15 protein-coding genes are annotated in these 16046 nt (G+C 64.1%); 6 read left to right on the forward strand and 9 right to left on the reverse strand.

Annotation, left to right across the window (positions count from 1 at the left end; translation table 11 throughout):
* The first annotated feature begins 12 nt into the window (after nucleotides 1-12).
* The 6 genes from NKI19_RS06165 (at nucleotide 13) to NKI19_RS06190 (ending at nucleotide 7626) form a co-directional block, all read left to right on the forward strand.
* Nucleotides 13-999 carry an ABC transporter permease gene (locus NKI19_RS06165; RefSeq protein ID WP_023675789.1) on the forward strand — a complete coding sequence of 329 codons (987 nt, stop codon included), beginning with the start codon at nucleotides 13-15 and terminating at the stop codon, nucleotides 997-999.
* Nucleotides 1000-1056: 57 nt separating this feature from the next.
* On the forward strand, nucleotides 1057-2082 hold the full coding sequence (locus NKI19_RS06170; RefSeq protein WP_352564301.1) for a sugar ABC transporter substrate-binding protein: 1026 nt from the start codon (nucleotides 1057-1059) through the stop codon (nucleotides 2080-2082).
* An 84-nt stretch (nucleotides 2083-2166) separates the two neighbouring features.
* Nucleotides 2167-4290, forward strand: a complete 2124-nt coding sequence (locus NKI19_RS06175; protein ID WP_352564303.1) for an ABC transporter permease — start codon at nucleotides 2167-2169, stop codon at nucleotides 4288-4290.
* Nucleotides 4287-5345 carry an SMP-30/gluconolactonase/LRE family protein gene (locus tag NKI19_RS06180; RefSeq protein ID WP_352564305.1) on the forward strand — a complete coding sequence of 353 codons (1059 nt, stop codon included), beginning with the start codon at nucleotides 4287-4289 and terminating at the stop codon, nucleotides 5343-5345. The genes NKI19_RS06175 and NKI19_RS06180 overlap by 4 nt, the downstream gene beginning before the upstream one ends.
* Nucleotides 5345-6841 (forward strand): sugar ABC transporter ATP-binding protein, encoded by a 1497-nt coding sequence (locus tag NKI19_RS06185; RefSeq protein ID WP_352564306.1) that lies wholly within the window; start codon nucleotides 5345-5347, stop codon nucleotides 6839-6841. The genes NKI19_RS06180 and NKI19_RS06185 overlap by 1 nt, the downstream gene beginning before the upstream one ends.
* A gap of 377 nt (nucleotides 6842-7218) precedes the next feature.
* Nucleotides 7219-7626 carry a carboxymuconolactone decarboxylase family protein gene (locus NKI19_RS06190; protein ID WP_352564307.1) on the forward strand — a complete coding sequence of 136 codons (408 nt, stop codon included), beginning with the start codon at nucleotides 7219-7221 and terminating at the stop codon, nucleotides 7624-7626.
* 215 nt (nucleotides 7627-7841) lie between these two features.
* Here the strand turns inward: NKI19_RS06190 and NKI19_RS06195 are convergent, their stop codons facing one another.
* From NKI19_RS06195 to NKI19_RS06235, 9 genes are all read right to left on the reverse strand, one after another.
* A complete protein-coding gene (locus NKI19_RS06195) occupies nucleotides 7842-8729 on the reverse strand; it encodes an amidohydrolase family protein (RefSeq protein ID WP_352564534.1) in 888 nt (295 codons plus the stop codon).
* A complete protein-coding gene (locus NKI19_RS06200; RefSeq protein ID WP_352564309.1) occupies nucleotides 8729-9862 on the reverse strand; it encodes a vWA domain-containing protein in 1134 nt (377 codons plus the stop codon). Before NKI19_RS06200 ends, NKI19_RS06195 begins: the two co-directional genes overlap by 1 nt.
* A complete protein-coding gene (locus tag NKI19_RS06205) occupies nucleotides 9859-10740 on the reverse strand; it encodes an AAA family ATPase (RefSeq protein ID WP_352564310.1) in 882 nt (293 codons plus the stop codon). The genes NKI19_RS06200 and NKI19_RS06205 overlap by 4 nt, the downstream gene beginning before the upstream one ends.
* Before the next feature lie 9 nt (nucleotides 10741-10749).
* Nucleotides 10750-11754 carry a xanthine dehydrogenase family protein molybdopterin-binding subunit gene (locus NKI19_RS06210; RefSeq protein ID WP_254820526.1) on the reverse strand — a complete coding sequence of 335 codons (1005 nt, stop codon included), beginning with the start codon at nucleotides 11752-11754 and terminating at the stop codon, nucleotides 10750-10752.
* Nucleotide 11755: 1 nt separating this feature from the next.
* Nucleotides 11756-13123 (reverse strand): xanthine dehydrogenase family protein molybdopterin-binding subunit, encoded by a 1368-nt coding sequence (locus NKI19_RS06215; RefSeq protein WP_352564312.1) that lies wholly within the window; start codon nucleotides 13121-13123, stop codon nucleotides 11756-11758.
* Nucleotides 13124-13137: 14 nt separating this feature from the next.
* Nucleotides 13138-13620 carry a (2Fe-2S)-binding protein gene (locus tag NKI19_RS06220; RefSeq protein WP_352564314.1) on the reverse strand — a complete coding sequence of 161 codons (483 nt, stop codon included), beginning with the start codon at nucleotides 13618-13620 and terminating at the stop codon, nucleotides 13138-13140.
* Nucleotides 13621-13651: 31 nt separating this feature from the next.
* Nucleotides 13652-14446 carry an FAD binding domain-containing protein gene (locus NKI19_RS06225; protein ID WP_352564316.1) on the reverse strand — a complete coding sequence of 265 codons (795 nt, stop codon included), beginning with the start codon at nucleotides 14444-14446 and terminating at the stop codon, nucleotides 13652-13654.
* Nucleotides 14447-14467: 21 nt separating this feature from the next.
* Nucleotides 14468-14920: an SRPBCC family protein gene (locus NKI19_RS06230; protein WP_352564317.1), complete on the reverse strand. Its 453-nt coding sequence runs from the start codon at nucleotides 14918-14920 to the stop codon at nucleotides 14468-14470.
* A gap of 107 nt (nucleotides 14921-15027) precedes the next feature.
* The gene (locus NKI19_RS06235) at nucleotides 15028-15855 is read right to left on the reverse strand and encodes a helix-turn-helix domain-containing protein (RefSeq protein ID WP_352564319.1); all 828 of its coding nucleotides are present in this window, start codon (nucleotides 15853-15855) and stop codon (nucleotides 15028-15030) included.
* Nucleotides 15856-16046 lie beyond the last annotated feature (191 nt).

Here is a 16046-nt window from a genome sequence, read left to right on the forward strand (position 1 = left end):
TGAAAGCGGGCAATGAACGCGACCGGCTGGCTAAACTGGAGAAGCCTGAACCAGGAGGGCATTGTCTTTGCCATCGCGGTTGTGCTGTTCATTGCCGCCGCCATCGGACTGCCCGGGTTTATCAACTCGAACAATCTCGTTGCCATCGTCCGCTCGGTCTCGGTGCTGGGCATATTGGCGCTCGGCATGGCGGTCGTCATAATCGGCAGGGGCATCGACCTGTCGGCGGTGGCGATCATGGCGATGTCGGTCGCCTGGTATCTGCAACTGCTGAATTCGGGAACATCCGACGGGCTGGCCTTCGCCTACGTGCTCGCCGGCGTCCTCGCCATCGGGCTGTTGAACGGAATCCTGGTCGCCTACGCCGAGGTTCCAGCGATCTTCGTGACGCTGGCGACCGCGTCCTTCGTCTTCGGTTATGTGCGTTCACAACTGATCACGCAGGACGCCGTGCCGGTGCCGCCCGGCCATTGGGTCGAGCTTCTTGGCGGGCTGCGCTTCCTCGACATCCCGGTCGAGGTTTTTGTCTTCGCCGGGCTGGCTTTCGCCTTCTTCCTATTCCTGCGCTACACCAAATGGGGCCGCTACGTCTATTTCGCCGGCGACAACCCGGTCGCGGCGCGCAATATCGGCATTCCAGTGCGCCCGATGCTGGTGCTGCGCTACGTGTTGTCGGCCCTGGTCTCGCTGGTGGCCGGCCTGCTCACCGCCGCCAGCCTGCATTCGATCAACACCCGCATCGTCAATTCCACGCTGCTCTACGACATCGTCCTGGTGGCGGTGATCGGCGGCATCGGTCTGTCGGGCGGGCGGGGCGGGGTGCGCAACGTGCTGGTGGGTGCCGCGCTAATCGGCATCCTGCTCAACGCGATGACCATCATCGACATTCCGCTGCTCTATCAGAACCTGATCAAGGCAGCGATCCTGCTGGCGGCGATCATCGTCGATGGGTTCATCAATCCGCGCGACGAGCAGACTGCGCAGCAAGGCGATATCTAGACTGACGCGAACGGTTGGGGCCGGCCGCGAACGACATACCAAACCAGAGGATGTGACATGAAAATCATCAGGACATTTATGGCTGCCGCGACAGCGCTTGCCGTCTCCGCCTTCGTGGCGCCAAGCTTCGCTGCCGAAGATCCGGGTCCGGCCGCCTATTCGCAAGCGCTCAAGGGCAAGCGGGTGATGCTGGTGCCGATGGCGATGGGCTTCGACCTGGCACAGGGCTGGGCGCATTACCTGAAGACGGAGGTCGAGGCCTGGGGCGGCGTGTTCGAGACGCGTGACCCGAACTGGGTGGTCGACGCCGGCGCGCAGGCGATAACCGACGCAATCTCGTCGGACACCAGGCCGGACGTGCTGATCATCCACTCGCCGGACCTCAACTCCTATGCCAAGCTGATGAAGAAGGCGCAGGCGGCCGGCACCTATGTGCTTTTGGTCGACAATCCGGCGAACTTCCCGGCCGATGCCTTTGTCGGCAGCGACTGGGATCGGCTCGGCCAGCTGGAAGCCGAAGCGGCGATCAAGGGTTGTGGGCCGAATTCTTCCAAGAAGATCGGGCTGGTGCAGGGCGACCAGGCCAATTCGTCGAGCCTCTACCAGTATGCCGGCATCATGAAGGTGCTGGACAAGAACCCCGACTTCAAGGTCGTGGCCAAGCCTGACTCCAACTGGGATGCGACGACCTCGCGCAATGTGACGACGACGATGCTGCAGCAGAACCCCGACATCTGCGCCATCATCGATTTCTGGGACGGCGACGCGACGGGCGCATCGGCTGCGATCCGCGATGCCAAGCTCGAGGGCAAGGTGTTCCTGGTCACCACCGGTGGCGGCGAGAAAACCGCCGACTGCGACAAGCTGCAGGACGGCACCTATGGCGCGGTGGTGATGACCGACCTTGCCCGCCAGTCCGGCGACATGAACGCCGTCATCAAGTTCCTGCTGCAGAGTGGCCAGCCGGCCGGCACCTCGCACACCTACATCTACACGCTGGAGAAGGCGACGACCAAGGCCGACCTCAAGCCAGACAGCTGCTGGGACTTGAAAGCACTGCAAGCCCAAGCTGCGGCCAAGTAAACCGCAGGTCCGTTCCAAGCATCGACGAGGTGGCCGGACCGGGTTCGGCCGCCTCTTTCTCTCTTTGAGTGGCAGCAGCAACCGATGTCCTTTCGCGAACGCCTTCAATCCTGGCGCTACAATCTCGTGCCCGACCACCTCGTCGGCGAGATCCTGAGCAAACGCTGGACTGACAACGCCATTCCGTTCCTGGCGCTAGTGGCGACGCTTGGCGTGTTCGGTTCGATCATTCCCGGCTTCTTCAAGCCGATGTCGCTGCAGGAATCGACCCGCCAGCTCGGCGAGTTCTCGCTGGTCGTCACCGGCATGACCGTGGTCATGCTTGGCGGTGGCATCGACCTTTCGGTCGGCTCGATCTTCGCGCTGTCCTGCTTTTCCGCCGTGTTCGTCTTTTTCATCCTCGAACAATCGGTGTGGCTGGCGCTGGCCGCCTCGATCGCCACCGGCCTGCTGTTCGGCGCGATCAACGGTTATCTGATCGGCTATTTCAGGCTGCGCGCTTTCCTGACGACACTGGTCACCTTCATCTTCGGTCGGGCGCTGTTCGACATTTTGGTCACCACCTATGCCGCCGACGTCCAGCTTTCCGATGCCACGTCGGATGTGCTGGACTTCATCGGCGACGACACCTTCTGGGGCCTCTCGGTTGCGGTGTGGGCGGCGATTATCCTGGCCATCATTACCCATGTCGCGCTGACACGCTCGCGGCCCGGCTGGCATGTGCAGGCGGTGGGCGGGTCGCGGCGATCGGCCCACAATGCCGGCATTCGCGTGCGCCGCACCGTGTTTATGACCTATGTGTTCTCCGGTTTCTGCGCCTCGCTCGGCGGCTTCCTCATCGCCTGCCGGCTGAGCGGGGCGGGGCCGGGCACAGGCCTCAACCTCGAGGTCATGGCACTGACAGCGGCGGTCGTCGGCGGCGTCAGCCTGGGCGGCGGCCGAGGCTCGGTGATCAAGGGGCTAATGGGCGCGATCATCGTGCTGACCATGACCAACGGGCTGATCCGGCTGGGCTATGGCACCGGCACCAACCAGATGGTGCTGGGCATCATGCTGGCCGTTGCCGTCACCATCGACATTCGCTGGCTGAAGAACCGCCACAAGGTTCTGGACGAGGTCTATGTCGCACCGGTCTATTTGAAGATGGGCGCGACACAGTCGGCTGCACCGAGCTCGGGCACCCCTTACGAACTCGACAATCGGCTATCGGAGGCTGACCATATCGGGCTCGGCGAGTTGGAAGGGCCGGAAGACGTCATCCTCGATCGCGACGACCATCTCTATTGCGGCACTAGGCATGGCGAGATCGTCCGTTTCTTGGCGCCGGACTACAAGCGCTCGGAGGTCTTTGCGCATATTGGCGGCTTTCCGCTCGGCCTGGCGTTCGACAAAACAGGCAATCTGATCAGCTGCGTCGGCGCGATGGGCCTCTATTCGGTCTCGCCGCAGCGCGAGGTGAAGCGGCTTTCCGCGGAAACGTCGCGCTCCTGGACCTCGATCGTTGACGATGCGCGGCTGCGCGATCCCAATGATTGCGACATCGCGCCGGACGGCCGCATCTACTTCACCGATTCCACCAAGCGTTATGACGCGCACGATTGGGCGCTGGACTCGATCGAGAACCGTGCCACCGGGCGGCTGCTCGTCTATGACCCCAAGGACGGTTCGACGAAGACATTGCTCGACGGCTACCGCTATACCAACGGCGTCTGCATGGCGCATGACGGCAAGTCGCTGTTCTTCGCCGAAAGCTGGGCCTGCCGCGTGCATCGCTATTGGCTGGAAGGGCCGAAAGCAGGCACCGCCGAATGCGTCATCCGCGACATGCCGGGCTACCCCGACAACATCAACCGTGCCTCCGACGGCAATTACTGGATGGCTTGGTTAGGCATGCGCACGCCGAGCTTCGACCTGTCGCTGCGGCATCCCGACATGCGCAAGCGCATGACGCGGCGGCTGCCGCAGGACGAATGGCTGTTCCCCAACATCAACACCGGCGGTGTGGTGAAATTCAACGAGAAGGGCGGCATTGTCGAAGCGATGGGCGACCTGTCGGGCGCCGCGCATCCGATGGTCACTTCGATGCGCGAGCACAAGGGTTTTCTGTTCGTCGGCGGTATCCTCAACAATCGGATCGGCCGCTACAGGATTGCCAGCGCCGACCCGAACTGGACCAGCCCCGCTTCCTACTGGGGAGCGAAGCCTTGATGCTGGATCCTATCCTCGACATCTTTCGCGGCAAGGCGGTGACCATCCCGCCGCTCGACGGTGCCTTCAGGCCGAATACCCTGCTGGACGATGTTGCGGCCTTCGCCGAACTGCCCGAGCCCGATAATCTGCTGGTCGCCGACGGCCGGCTGCTGGTTTCCAGTGCCAATGCCGTCTACGCGGTCACCGCCGGTGCCGCCCCTGTTCTGGTCGAGACATTTCCGGCCGCGGTCACCGCGCTCGCGCGCTCGCCCGCCGGCGAACTGACCGTCGGGCTCGAAAGCGGCAAGCTGTTAGTCGCGGGCAAGGAGGCCGCCCTGCCGGCCGAGATACGCTGCATAACAGCACTCGCCTACGCAGAAGATGGCACGCTTTGGCTGGCTAATGGCTCGGCCGACCACGGGCCGTCGCAATGGGCCGCCGATCTGATGAAGAAGGGTGCGTCGGGTTCGTTGTGGAAGCGCGATCCGGCAGGCAGCGAATTCCGCAAGGTCGCCGGTGACATCGCCTTTCCCTATGGGCTGCATCCAACTGGCAAGGATGTGCTGGTCAGCGAGAGCTGGCGGCACCAACTTATCCGCTTCGATGGCGCGACGGGCAGCCGCTCGACGGTGCTGGCGCATCTGCCCGGCTATCCCTCTCGCCTGTCGCCTGCCGCCGGTGGCGGTGCCTGGCTGGCGCTGTTTGCGCCCCGCAACCGGCTGATCGAATTCGTGCTGCAGGAAAAGCACTATCGAAACGACATGCTGGCGCAAGTGCCGCCGCAGCACTGGATCGCGCCGGCGCTCGCCTCGAATCGAAGCTTCCTCGAGCCGCTGCAATGCGGTGGCATCCGCACCATGGGCATCCACAAGCCGTGGTCGCCGAGCCGCTCCTACGGGCTGGTCGTCAGGCTCGATCGGGAGATGCGGCCGCAGTACAGCCTGCACAGCCGCGCCAACGGCACGCGTCATGGCATCTGCAGCGTGGCGGAGAAAGACGGTCGCCTGTTCATTGCCTCGAAAGGCGGCGATTGCCTGCTGGCCATCGACCTGGCTCCAGAAGGGCATCGCTGATGGAACCGATCGTCCGCCTGGAGAACGTAACCAAGACCTATCGCGGCGTGCCCGCGGTGAAGAAGGTCAGCTTCGAGCTGCGCAAGGGCGAGATCCACGCGCTGCTCGGCGAGAACGGCGCGGGAAAATCGACGCTGACCAAGATCATCGCCGGCGTCGTCGACGCGACATCGGGAAAGATGTTCCACAACGGGCAGGAGATCGCCTACCCCTCGCCGCACGCCGCCCTTGAAGCCGGCATCGCCATGGTATTCCAGGAGACCAGCCTGGTGCCGTCGATGACGGTGGCGCAGAACCTCTATCTCGGCACCGAGCGCTTTCTCAACCGGCTGCGCGGCACCTACATCTCGGCGCAGCAGTTCCTGCAGTCGTTGAACTTTCCGGTCGACCCGAACGCCATGGTGGCGACGCTTGGCGCGGCCAAACGGCAGATGGTCGAGATCGCGCGCGCCGTCCACCACAATGCCGAGATCATCATCTTCGACGAGCCGACGGCGACGCTGACGCCGGAGGAGAAGCGGCACTTCTTCGCACTGATCCGCCGGCTCAAGGCAAGGGGCGTGTCGATCGTCTTCATCAGCCATGCGCTCGAGGAAGCGCTTGATATCGCCGACCGCATCACCATCCTGCGCGACGGCGAACTGGTGATCACCGACGACACAGCCGCCTTCGATCGCGACAGGATCGTCGCCGCCATGGTCGGGCGCACGCTGTCGGGGCAGCTCTACAGCCAGCGCGACGAGGCCAGGCTGCGCAAGCCCGGCAAGAAGGTGCTGTCGGTGCAGGACATCTCGATGAGCAATGTCGTGCGCAACAATTCTTTCTCGATCTTCGAGGGCCAGATCACCGGCGTCTTCGGGCTGATCGGCTCGGGCCGCACCGAGACGTTCAAGATCGTCTCCGGCATCTACAAGCGCGACTTCCTGCGCGGCGGCACCATCGAGCTGGACGACCGGCCGGTGCGTTATCTCGTGCCCAGCGAGGCGGTGGCGGACGGCATCGTCTATGTCACCGAAGACCGCAAGAGCGAGGGGATTTTCGAGACGATGGACGTTGCCGAGAACCTGTTCGGCGGCTTCCTGGCGGCTGGACGGGAAAAGAGCTGGGTGATCGATGCGCAGGAGATGCGGGCGCTGTCGGCGGAGTGGACGAAGACGCTGAACGTCAAGGCGATCAACGACAATGCCCGGGTGGTCGAGCTTTCCGGCGGCAACCAGCAGAAGGTGGTGATCGGCAAGGGGCTGGTGCAGAAACCGCGCATCGTCATCTTCGACGAACCGACGCGCGGCGTCGATGTCGGCGCCATCGCCGAGATCCACCAGATCATCAACCGGCTGGCCGACGAGGGCCTGGCCGTCGTCGTCATCTCGTCGTACCTGCCGGAGATCATGAACCTGTCCGACCGCATCCTGGTCTGCCGGCAAGGCCGCATCGTCGAGGAGTTCTCGCCGGTGGAGGCGACGGAGGAGAAGATCATGTATGCGGCGGTTCATTAGGGCTTGGCTTAGAGGGTCGACATGTCCGATGGTCGTTGGTGCATACTTTGGAGATTGGCAGAAACGTCCACCGCTTCGTCATCCTGGGGCGAAGCAAGGAGCGAAGCGACGCGGCGCAGACCCCAGGATCCATGCCGTGACTTTCAAGCGTTGCGACGGTCCGGAATTCTGCTCCGCTGCACCCCTCGCGAGAGGTCACGGCATGGATCCCAGGGTCTTCGCGACGCCGCTTCGCGGCTGCTCCGCCCTGGGATGACGACGCTGAGGTGCTTCGGCCAACCTCCACGATTCTACGCTACTCCGCGGTAGAAACTGAATCGGTCGAACCGGTTAGCCGCCTTTGCTCAAAACCTGATTCAAACGAAAGGAGCCTGCCCATGGCCACCACAAGACTTCTGACCGATGCCGAGGTCGAGGCGATTCCCGCCGTGAAGGCCGTGTTCGACGACATCCGCGCGACGCGCAAATCCGATTTCGTCAACAATTTCTGGCGAGGGCTGGCCAATGATCCGGCATCGCTGAAGCGGGTGTGGGAGCAGCTCAAGGCGGTGATGGTCGCCGACAGCGCCATCGACCCGCTGACCAAGGAGATGATCTACATCGCCGTCTCCACAGCCAATGGCTGCTCCTACTGCGTCCACTCACACACGGCGGCAGCACGGGCCAAGGGCATGACCGAGGCGCAGCATGGCGAGCTGGTCGCGATCATCGGCCTGGCCGGACAGACCAACCAGATGGTCACGGCGATGCAGATCCCGGTCGATCGAGAGTTCGAGGTGAGGTGAGGCGTGGCGCCTTCCCTTCTCCCCTTGTGGGAGAAGGTGGCCGAGCGAAGCTCGGTCGGATGAGGGGTGCTGGAAGGGTCGCTACCTTGGAGACGTAAGTGCTTCAAATCGCCGAGATTTCCTCCACCGAGTTTCTTCCAGCACCCCTCATCCGTCTCGGCGCTACGCGCCGATCCACCTTCTCCCACAGGGGGAGAAGGGAAGGTCTGCGCGCCTCACACCGGCCGGTAGACCCGCTCCGCCGTGTTCCAGAAAATATCCGCCTCGGCGGTCGCGCCGTGTTTTGCCACGGCCTGCCGGTGCGTCCTGATCAGCTCGGCATGGCTGGTCCACAGCTTCTCGATCGGGAAGTTCGAGCCGAACATCAAATGGTCGCTGCCCAAAATAGCGATCGCGGCGTCGACGATATAGCTGATCAGCGCCGGGTCGTTGCGGTGGACGAAGGTGCCGAGCCCGGAGAGCTTCGCATAGAGGTTGGGTGCCGCTGACAGCGTGCGCAGGCCGGTCTTCCACGCCTCGGTGGTCTCCGGCTCCATGTCGGTCAGCATGCCGGCATGGGTGAGAACGAAATTCGTCTCGGGGTTGTCGCCGACAAGCGTCAGCCCATCCTTCATCTGGGCGGGGAAAAGCTGCAGGTCGAAGGACAGGCCGTAATCCTTCAGCCGGGCGATATTGGCCCGCACCTTTGGGTCGATGACCTGATCGGCCGAGGCGGCGAAGCGGAAGGCCGGCGTTTGGTGCCAGTGCAGCTGCATACGCACGCCGCGCAACAGCGGATATTTTTTCAGCCGGTCGATCTGGGGACGCACATCGTCGACCGTCATGTCGGCATAGCCGACGATGGCGTGCGGCCAACCGGTTTCTTCGGCGGTCTTCTGCAGGAAGGCGACCTCTTTCTCGAAATCCTCCTTGGCCCAGTTGGTCTGGACATAGACCGCCTTCTCGACGCCTGAACTTTGCTGGTCGGCGAGGAATTCCTCGATCGGATAATCGCGGCGGATCGGCTCGTAGGGGCCAAAGATGCGTGGCACCATCGGTCCGACAAGCCAGGGCTGGTCCTTTTGGCGCCAGATGTGGAAATGCGCGTCGATCGCCTTCTGCATCACGAAACCCTTTTCCAGATTGCCGCGGCCGCCGGAGCGGGGCGGGCGAGCGACAGGATGAACTCGGTGAGACTGGCAATTGAAGAGCCGTCGATCAGATCGTCGAGCACCGGCAGGATCGCGCGAAGTGCCGCCGTTGCCGGCCGGAAGCGTGGATCGCCGGCCAGCGGCGTCGCCAGCGAAAGCCGAAAGGCGCGGGCGCTCAGCCGGCGCATCGCGATTTCCAGCTCGGCATGGTCGCCGCGCTCCAGCGCATCCGACAGGATGACGATCGCCGCCCCGCGCGCAAAGGCGGAGAAGCGCGGCACCGATAGAAACGCGAGCAGCGTCGGTCCCATGCGGGTGCCGCCGTCCCAGTCGTCGACCTGGGCAGCGGCGCGGGCCAGCGCCTGGTCGCGGTCGCGAATGCGCAGCGCCGAGGTGATACGGGTCAGCCGTGTGCCGAAGGTGAAGACCTCCGCCCGGTCGGCGCCTTGCACGGCCGCATGTGCCAGCTTGAGATAGTCCGATGTGTAGAGCTTCATCGAGCCGGACACGTCGATCAGGATGAGAAGCTTGCGCGGCACTGTCTGCCGCCGGCGCAGCAGCGGCGAGGGGATATCGCCGTCGGCACTGACGATTTCGCGCAGCGAGCGGCGTAGGTCGAGCTTGCCGCGCGCATGCGTGCGCACGGTGCGGAAGGAGCGGCGGGCGGGCAAAGCGGTGGCGAGCTTGCGGCGGAAGGCGGCAAGCCTGTAGCCATCGCGCTGGAACTCGCGGACGCTCAACTGTTCGCTGGCCGAAGACAGTTCGCCGCCTTGCTCCTGGCGGACCACTTCGCTCTCCTCATCGCTCGTTCCGCCATCGTCCTTGATGCGGGTTTCCTGGTCGGCCTCGCCTTCGACCAGCGCCGCGGTGTCCCCATAGAAATGGTTCCGGAAATGCGCCTCGAATTCGTCGCGGCGGTCGGGCGGCGGCGCCAACGTGGCAAGGGCCGCTTCGCGGATGTCGGTCATCGAACGGGGACCGAGCAGCGTCACCGCTTGCATGAAGCCGGAGACCTGTTCGGGCGCCACCGCAAAGCCGTAGCGGCGCAGCAGCCGGCCGAAGCCGAGGAACGGCGTCGCCCCTCGAGGCAGAGCCGCGGGGCTCACGCCAGCGCCTCCTCGACAATTTTGCCGAGCTCGGGCGCGATGCAGGATAGATCCTCCTCGTCCTTGATCAGCACGCCGATGGCGCGGCGAAACGCTTCCGGCCACGGGCTGCCGCCCTTTTCGAGGATCGTCGCGGCGTTGGCCCATTCGACCGCCTCGGCGATGCCGGGCGGCTTGGCCAGCGGACGGGCGCGAATATCGCGCACGGCGGCAGCCACCGCGCGCGCCGTGGCTTCGGCGACATCGCCGGCGCGCAGCATGATGATCTCGGCCTCGCGCCCGGCGTCGGGATAGGTGATCCAGTGGTAGACGCAGCGCCGCCGCAGCGCTTCGGCCAGCTCACGGGTGCGGTTCGAGGTCAGGATGACGATCGGCTGCGCCGTCGCGCGAATGGTGCCGCGCTCGGGAATGCTGATCTGGAAATCCGACAGGAATTCCAAGAGCAACGCTTCGAATTCATGGTCGGAACGGTCGATCTCGTCGACCAGCAGCACGCGCTTTTCCGGCGCCTTAAGCACCTGCAGCAGTGGCCGCGCGATCAGGAAACGGTCGTCGTAGATGTCAACCTCATGCTCACCGGCGTGGCGGATGGCGAGCAGCTGGCGCTGATAGTTCCACTCGTAAAGCGCATGTGCTGCGTCGATGCCTTCATAGCATTGCAGCCGCACCAGATCGCGCCCGAGCACGTCGGCAATCGCCTTCGCCGCCTCCGTCTTGCCGACGCCGGGTGCGCCTTCGAGCAGTAGCGGCTTGCCCAGCCGGATCGCCAGGAAGATGGCAGTTGCCAGGCTCTCATCGGCGAGATAGTGCGAGGCGGCGAGGCGCGACGCCACCGCCTCCGGCGAGGTCGCGACTGTCTCGGCACGTCTCTTGGCCATTTCCAGCACTCAGTTCGACGCTTGCGCCTTCAGCGCCCGCAGGATGCGCTCCGGCGTGATCGGCAGCGTGTCGATGCGCACACCGACGGCGTCGAAGACGGCATTGGCGACCGCCGGGATCTGCGGGTTGGCGCACATTTCGCCCGGCCCTTTGGCGCCGTACGGCCCGTCCGCCGAGGGTCGTTCCAGCACGATGATCTCGGTTTGCGCGAGATCGCCAGGACCCGGCATCAGATACTGGTTGAAGTCGGTGCCGCCATGGTCGCGGTTGGGATAGTAGGGCTCGGTCGTTTCGTAGAGCGCATGGCTGATGCCCATCCATGAGCCGCCGACGAGCTGCTGTTCGACCATTTTCGGATTCAGCGCGCGGCCGATCTCAAACACGTTCTTCACCGTCAGCACGGTGACCTCGCCGGTCTCGTCATCGACCTCGACCTCGGCAACCGTGCAGGCGTGCGCGTAGCAGGTCGAGGGCTTCATCGCGCCGGTTTCCTTCTCCGGATAGGAGCGCGGGATCAAAAACATGCCGCGGCCGGAAATCGAACGGCCGCGCTTGAAATGCGCCGACAGCGCGACATCGAAGATCGAGATCGACTTTTGCGGCGCCCCCTTGACCAGGATGTTGCCTTGGCCGTCGGTCTCGAGGTCCGAGGCGTTTACCTCAAGTTCCTCGGCCGCCACTTCCAGCATCACCTGGCGGGCTTCCCTGGCCGCCTGGATAACCGCATTGCCGGCGCGATGGGTGCCGCGCGAGGCGAAGGTGCCCATGCAATGCGGACCGGTGTCGGTGTCGGCGGTGTCGACGACGACGCGGTCGGTCGGCACGCCGATCGTCTCGGCGCAGATCTGCGCCATGATCTGCTTCATGCCCTGGCCGAGATCGACACTCGACAGCGTGACCATGAAATTGCCGGTAGGCGTCGAATGCACCAGCGCCTGCGTCGGGTCGCCGCCGAGATTCATGCCGGTCGGATAATTGATCGCGGCGACGCCGCGTCCGCGCCTGATCGCCATCTCAAGCTCCCTTCGCGTAAGACGACATCGCCATGAATTGTTCCGCCACGGGCCAGTTGGCGGCGCGCGAGGCTTCCTGCATACACTCGATCAGCGCCGCCCCCTCGGTCGGCTGGCGATGCGCCTTGATGTCGCCGTCACGGTAGGCGTTGATGAAGCGGAATTCGAGCGGGTCCATGCCGATCAGCCGGGCGAGCTTGTCCATCTGCACCTCCAGCGCGAAATCGCCGATGGTGACGCCGAAACCGCGCATCGCCGAGGAGGGGGTGCGGTTGGTGTAGACGCAGTAGGTGTCGATCCAGACATTCGGGATCGTATACGGGCCGGGATAATGCCCGGCGCCCTTCTGCGCTCCGTAGGGCGAATGGCGCGAATAGGCGCCGGCATCGGTGTAGCCGGTCACTTTGCGCGCGACGATGCGGCCGTCCTTCATCACGCCGTCCTTGATGACGACTTTTTCGGCGGCGCGCGGCGAGGAGATTTGCATCTCTTCCTCGCGACTGTAGATAAAACAAACCGGTCGTCCGGTTAGTTTGGCGCCGAGGATGGCGATGGGTTCGACGATCACGTCGACCTTGCCGCCAAAGCCGCCGCCGACAGTGCCGCCGACGAAATGCAGCTTGTTGCCGGGCATCTGCAGGATAATCGAGGCGTTGTCGAGGGTGAAGAACATCGCCTGCGTGTTGGTGTAGCAGGTGAAGCGGTCGTTGCCCTCGGGGGCGACGATGCAGCCTGTCGTCTCGGTCGGCGCATGCTCGATCGGTGAAGACTGGTAGGTCTGTTCGAGCACGTGGTCGGCCTCGGCAAAGCCTGCCTCGACATCGCCGAAGCGCACCTTGCGGCATTCGCCGCTGTCGTAGAGGTAATAATTCCGGCCGTGATATTCGTTGACGATCGGCGCGCCGGGCTTCAGCGCTTCGTCCATGTCGAAGACGGCCGGCAGCACCTCGTAGTCGACCTTCACCTTGGCGGCGGCCTCCTGCGCGGCGCGCTCGGTCTCGGCCAGCACCGCCACCACGGCCTCGCCCTCCCAGCGCACCTTGCCGTCGGCCAGCACTGTCTCGTCCTCCGGCCCGATCTGGATCAGGATCAGGATGGTGTAGACATTGTGCGGCACATCCTTGGCGGTCAGCACCTTGACGACACCCGGATGCCTTTCCGCCTCGGACGTATCGATGCTGCGGATGCGGGCGTGATGGTGCGGGCTGCGCACCATCTTCAAATGCAGCATGCCGGGAAAATTACGGTCGGCGAAATAGGCGGTCTTGCCGGTGACATGGCCGGGTGAATCCGAACGCGGCCGCGGCTGGCCGATCTCGTGCAGATCGTCCTTGCGCTGGTCGGCGAAATAGCTCTTGCGGAGTTCCATTTTCTTAACTCCCCTCAAGCCGGGTTCTGCGAATTGGAGCGTGCGGCGGTCAGCACCGCCTGGATGATCGGCTCGTAGCCGGTGCAGCGGCAGATATTGCCGGACAGCGCCTCGACCACATCCTCGCGGCTGGGGTTCGGGGTTTGGTCGAGAAGCACCTTGGCGGCCATGATCATGCCCGGCGTGCAGAACCCGCATTGGGTCGCGAAGGCGTCGAGGAAAGCGCGCTGCAAGGGATGCAGAACGCCGCCTTCCGCCAGTCCCGAGGTGGTGGTGATGGCGGCGCCATTGCAGGTCTCGGCCAGCGTCAGGCAGGACAGCCTAAGCTCGCCATCGATAATGACCGAGCAGGCGCCGCAGGTGCCTTGATGGCAGCCGCCCTTCGGCGAGGTGTCGCCGATCTTGTCGCGCAACGCATGAAGCAGCGTCGTGCCGCTGTCGATGAACTCGGCTTTCTCCGCACCATTGAGCGTGAACTGAATCGGGACCTTTGCCATCTTTTTACTCCTTGCGCCGCGGCCAGGGCTTTCAGGCGAGCAGCAGCCGGCCGAGATGGACCGGCAGGACTTCGTTGCGATACCAGGCACTGGCGATCGGATCGGTTGGCGGCGAAGTGCCGTCGCGGGCAACAGCCAGTGCCGGTGCGATGCCGTCTGCCGTGAGTTTCCGGCCAATCAAGGCTTTCTCTGCCGCGCTGGCACGGATCGGCCGGTCGGCCATGCAGCCGAGCGCGATCCGCGCTGACGTGACAGTGCCGTCCGGCGCCTGTTCCAGCACGGTGGCGATGCTCAGCACCGAAATGCCCTTTGGCTTGATCCGCGACACTTTCAGGAAGCGAAAGCCGCCTTCCTTCGGAAGCGTGAAGCCGACCGCAGTGACGATGGCGTGGTTGCTTTCGCGTTTTGCGAGGAAGGCTTCGATCGGCTTCTCGCCGTCTTCGGTGCTGACAATTGCCTCCAACGCCAGCAGCGCGACGGTGAAATCGCCATAGGGCGCCGGCGCGAAGAGATTGCCGCCGACTGTCGCCATGTTGCGGATCGCCGGGCCGCCGACGGCGCGCGCGGCGTGGGCCAGCAGAGCGAGATCGGGGTGACGGGCGATCGCCGCCATGGTCACTGAAGCGCCAATGCGGACCTCGCCGCCGGAAATGCGGATGACCGACAGCGCCGGTTCGGTCGACCTGACGAAACCGGAAATCGACACGTCGCCTTCATTGGCGGCGCGCACGACCAATGTGCCGCCACCGAGATAGCGGGCGCCGACGACTTTCAGCGCCGCGCCGGCATCCTTCACCGTCGGGAAAGTCTGCAATGCAAGCGCCATGGAACGCTCCTGTTTGTCAGCTCAATTCAGCTCAACCTTGCCCGCGAAATGCGCCTTCAGGGCGTTGAAGCCGCCCTGGAAGACGTTGGCGCCCATGCCTTCGGCCAGCTTGTCGGCTTCCTCTGGGGGCGCATCGAAGCTGGCGGTCCATTCTGCATAGGTGCGGTCGCCGTCGGTTACCCGCCGCAACTGCAGCGTTGCCTTGTGGTTGGTGAGCGGTTGCGGCGTCTCCAGGATGGAGTAGCTGACGAGGAAATTCTCGTCGGAAAAATCGAGCAGCTTTTCGCGCAGGCGGGCACCGCTGACGAGCTGGAAATTGCGCACGCAGCCGATCGTGCCAGCGTCCTTGCCGTCCTCGATATGACTTTCGACCATGCGCGGGTGCCAGGTCGGCAGACCGTTGAAGTCGCGTATACGCGCCCAGACCTTTTCGACCGGCGCGTCGATGACGCTGGAGATGGTGACTTTCGCCATATGATCGTTCCCTTGCAAATCAGCTGCTTGGGAGGGTAGGGCGGCAGGCTCGGCAGCGCTTATCAATGCGTCTTGAACGCCTATCAAATAGTCTGAAAAACGGGCGCTCAGCTGATCGCCCGCGCCGCCTCGCGGTAAAGCGTCGGCGGGACGCCGACATGGTCGCGGAAGAAACGCGAGAAATTGCCCTGGGTGGTGAAGCCGAGATTGCAGGCGACCGAGATCAGCGGCTCCTGCGACCACTGCAATTGCCGCACCGCTTCCTCCATGCGCAGCGTGTTCCAATAGACGTTGGGCGTCAGATTGGTCTGTTCCTTGAACAGCGCGAAGAAATGCGGCCGCGACAGGCCGACGCTGCGCGCCACGTCGTCGAAGCAGATGCGCTCGCAGACATTGGCTTTCATCAGCTGGATCGCCTTGCGGACGCGGAAATCCTGCATGGTGTTGACGCGGGCGCGCACCGTCTGCGGTGCGGACGCGTCGGCGGCATCGAGCACGCTGTCGATGAAGCGCTCGATCTCGTAATTGGCGATGTCGTCGATGCTCTCATTGTCGCTGAGATGATCGAGGAGGTTAGCCGCTGCCTTGTGCAGCCAAGGCTCGAGCGTGATTGCCGGGCTCGAGAACAGTGGCGCAGAGGAAGGCAGCTCGCGGCGTTTTCGAGCCCAGTCCGGATCGATGTAGAAGGCGAGGAACAGGCCGGGCGTGCCGTCGCGGGACAGAGCGTGGCTGTGCGGCTGGAAGGAATTGATGCCGGCGGCGGTGCCCGGTCCAAGCCGCACCGTCTCGCGGCCGATAGTCATCTCGCCGGCCGTGCCTTCCAGCCAGATGATGATATGCGCCTCGACATGGGCATGGGTGACGAAGTCGCTGGCGACGTTCAGGACAGAAACATGTCCGAACCGGCCCCAGTAGAGCCTGATCGCTTCCGTCATGGGTATATCCTCCCGCAGGCGACTGGCCTCCCTTCGCCTGCTGCGAGCGATTGTGCGGCTCAGTTTGGGCTTGCGTCAAGACGGATGTGCACGTCGGGGCGCCGGCCATGCGCCGCAGCGGCGGATTTTCAGACTCGGCGATAGGAGGAAGGCGAGCGTTTCCAGGCCGGTATGGCAAGACCGTCGCGGTC

The sequence above is a fragment of the Mesorhizobium sp. M0751 genome (assembly GCF_040320265.1).
Classification (GTDB): Bacteria; Pseudomonadota; Alphaproteobacteria; order Rhizobiales; family Rhizobiaceae; genus Mesorhizobium.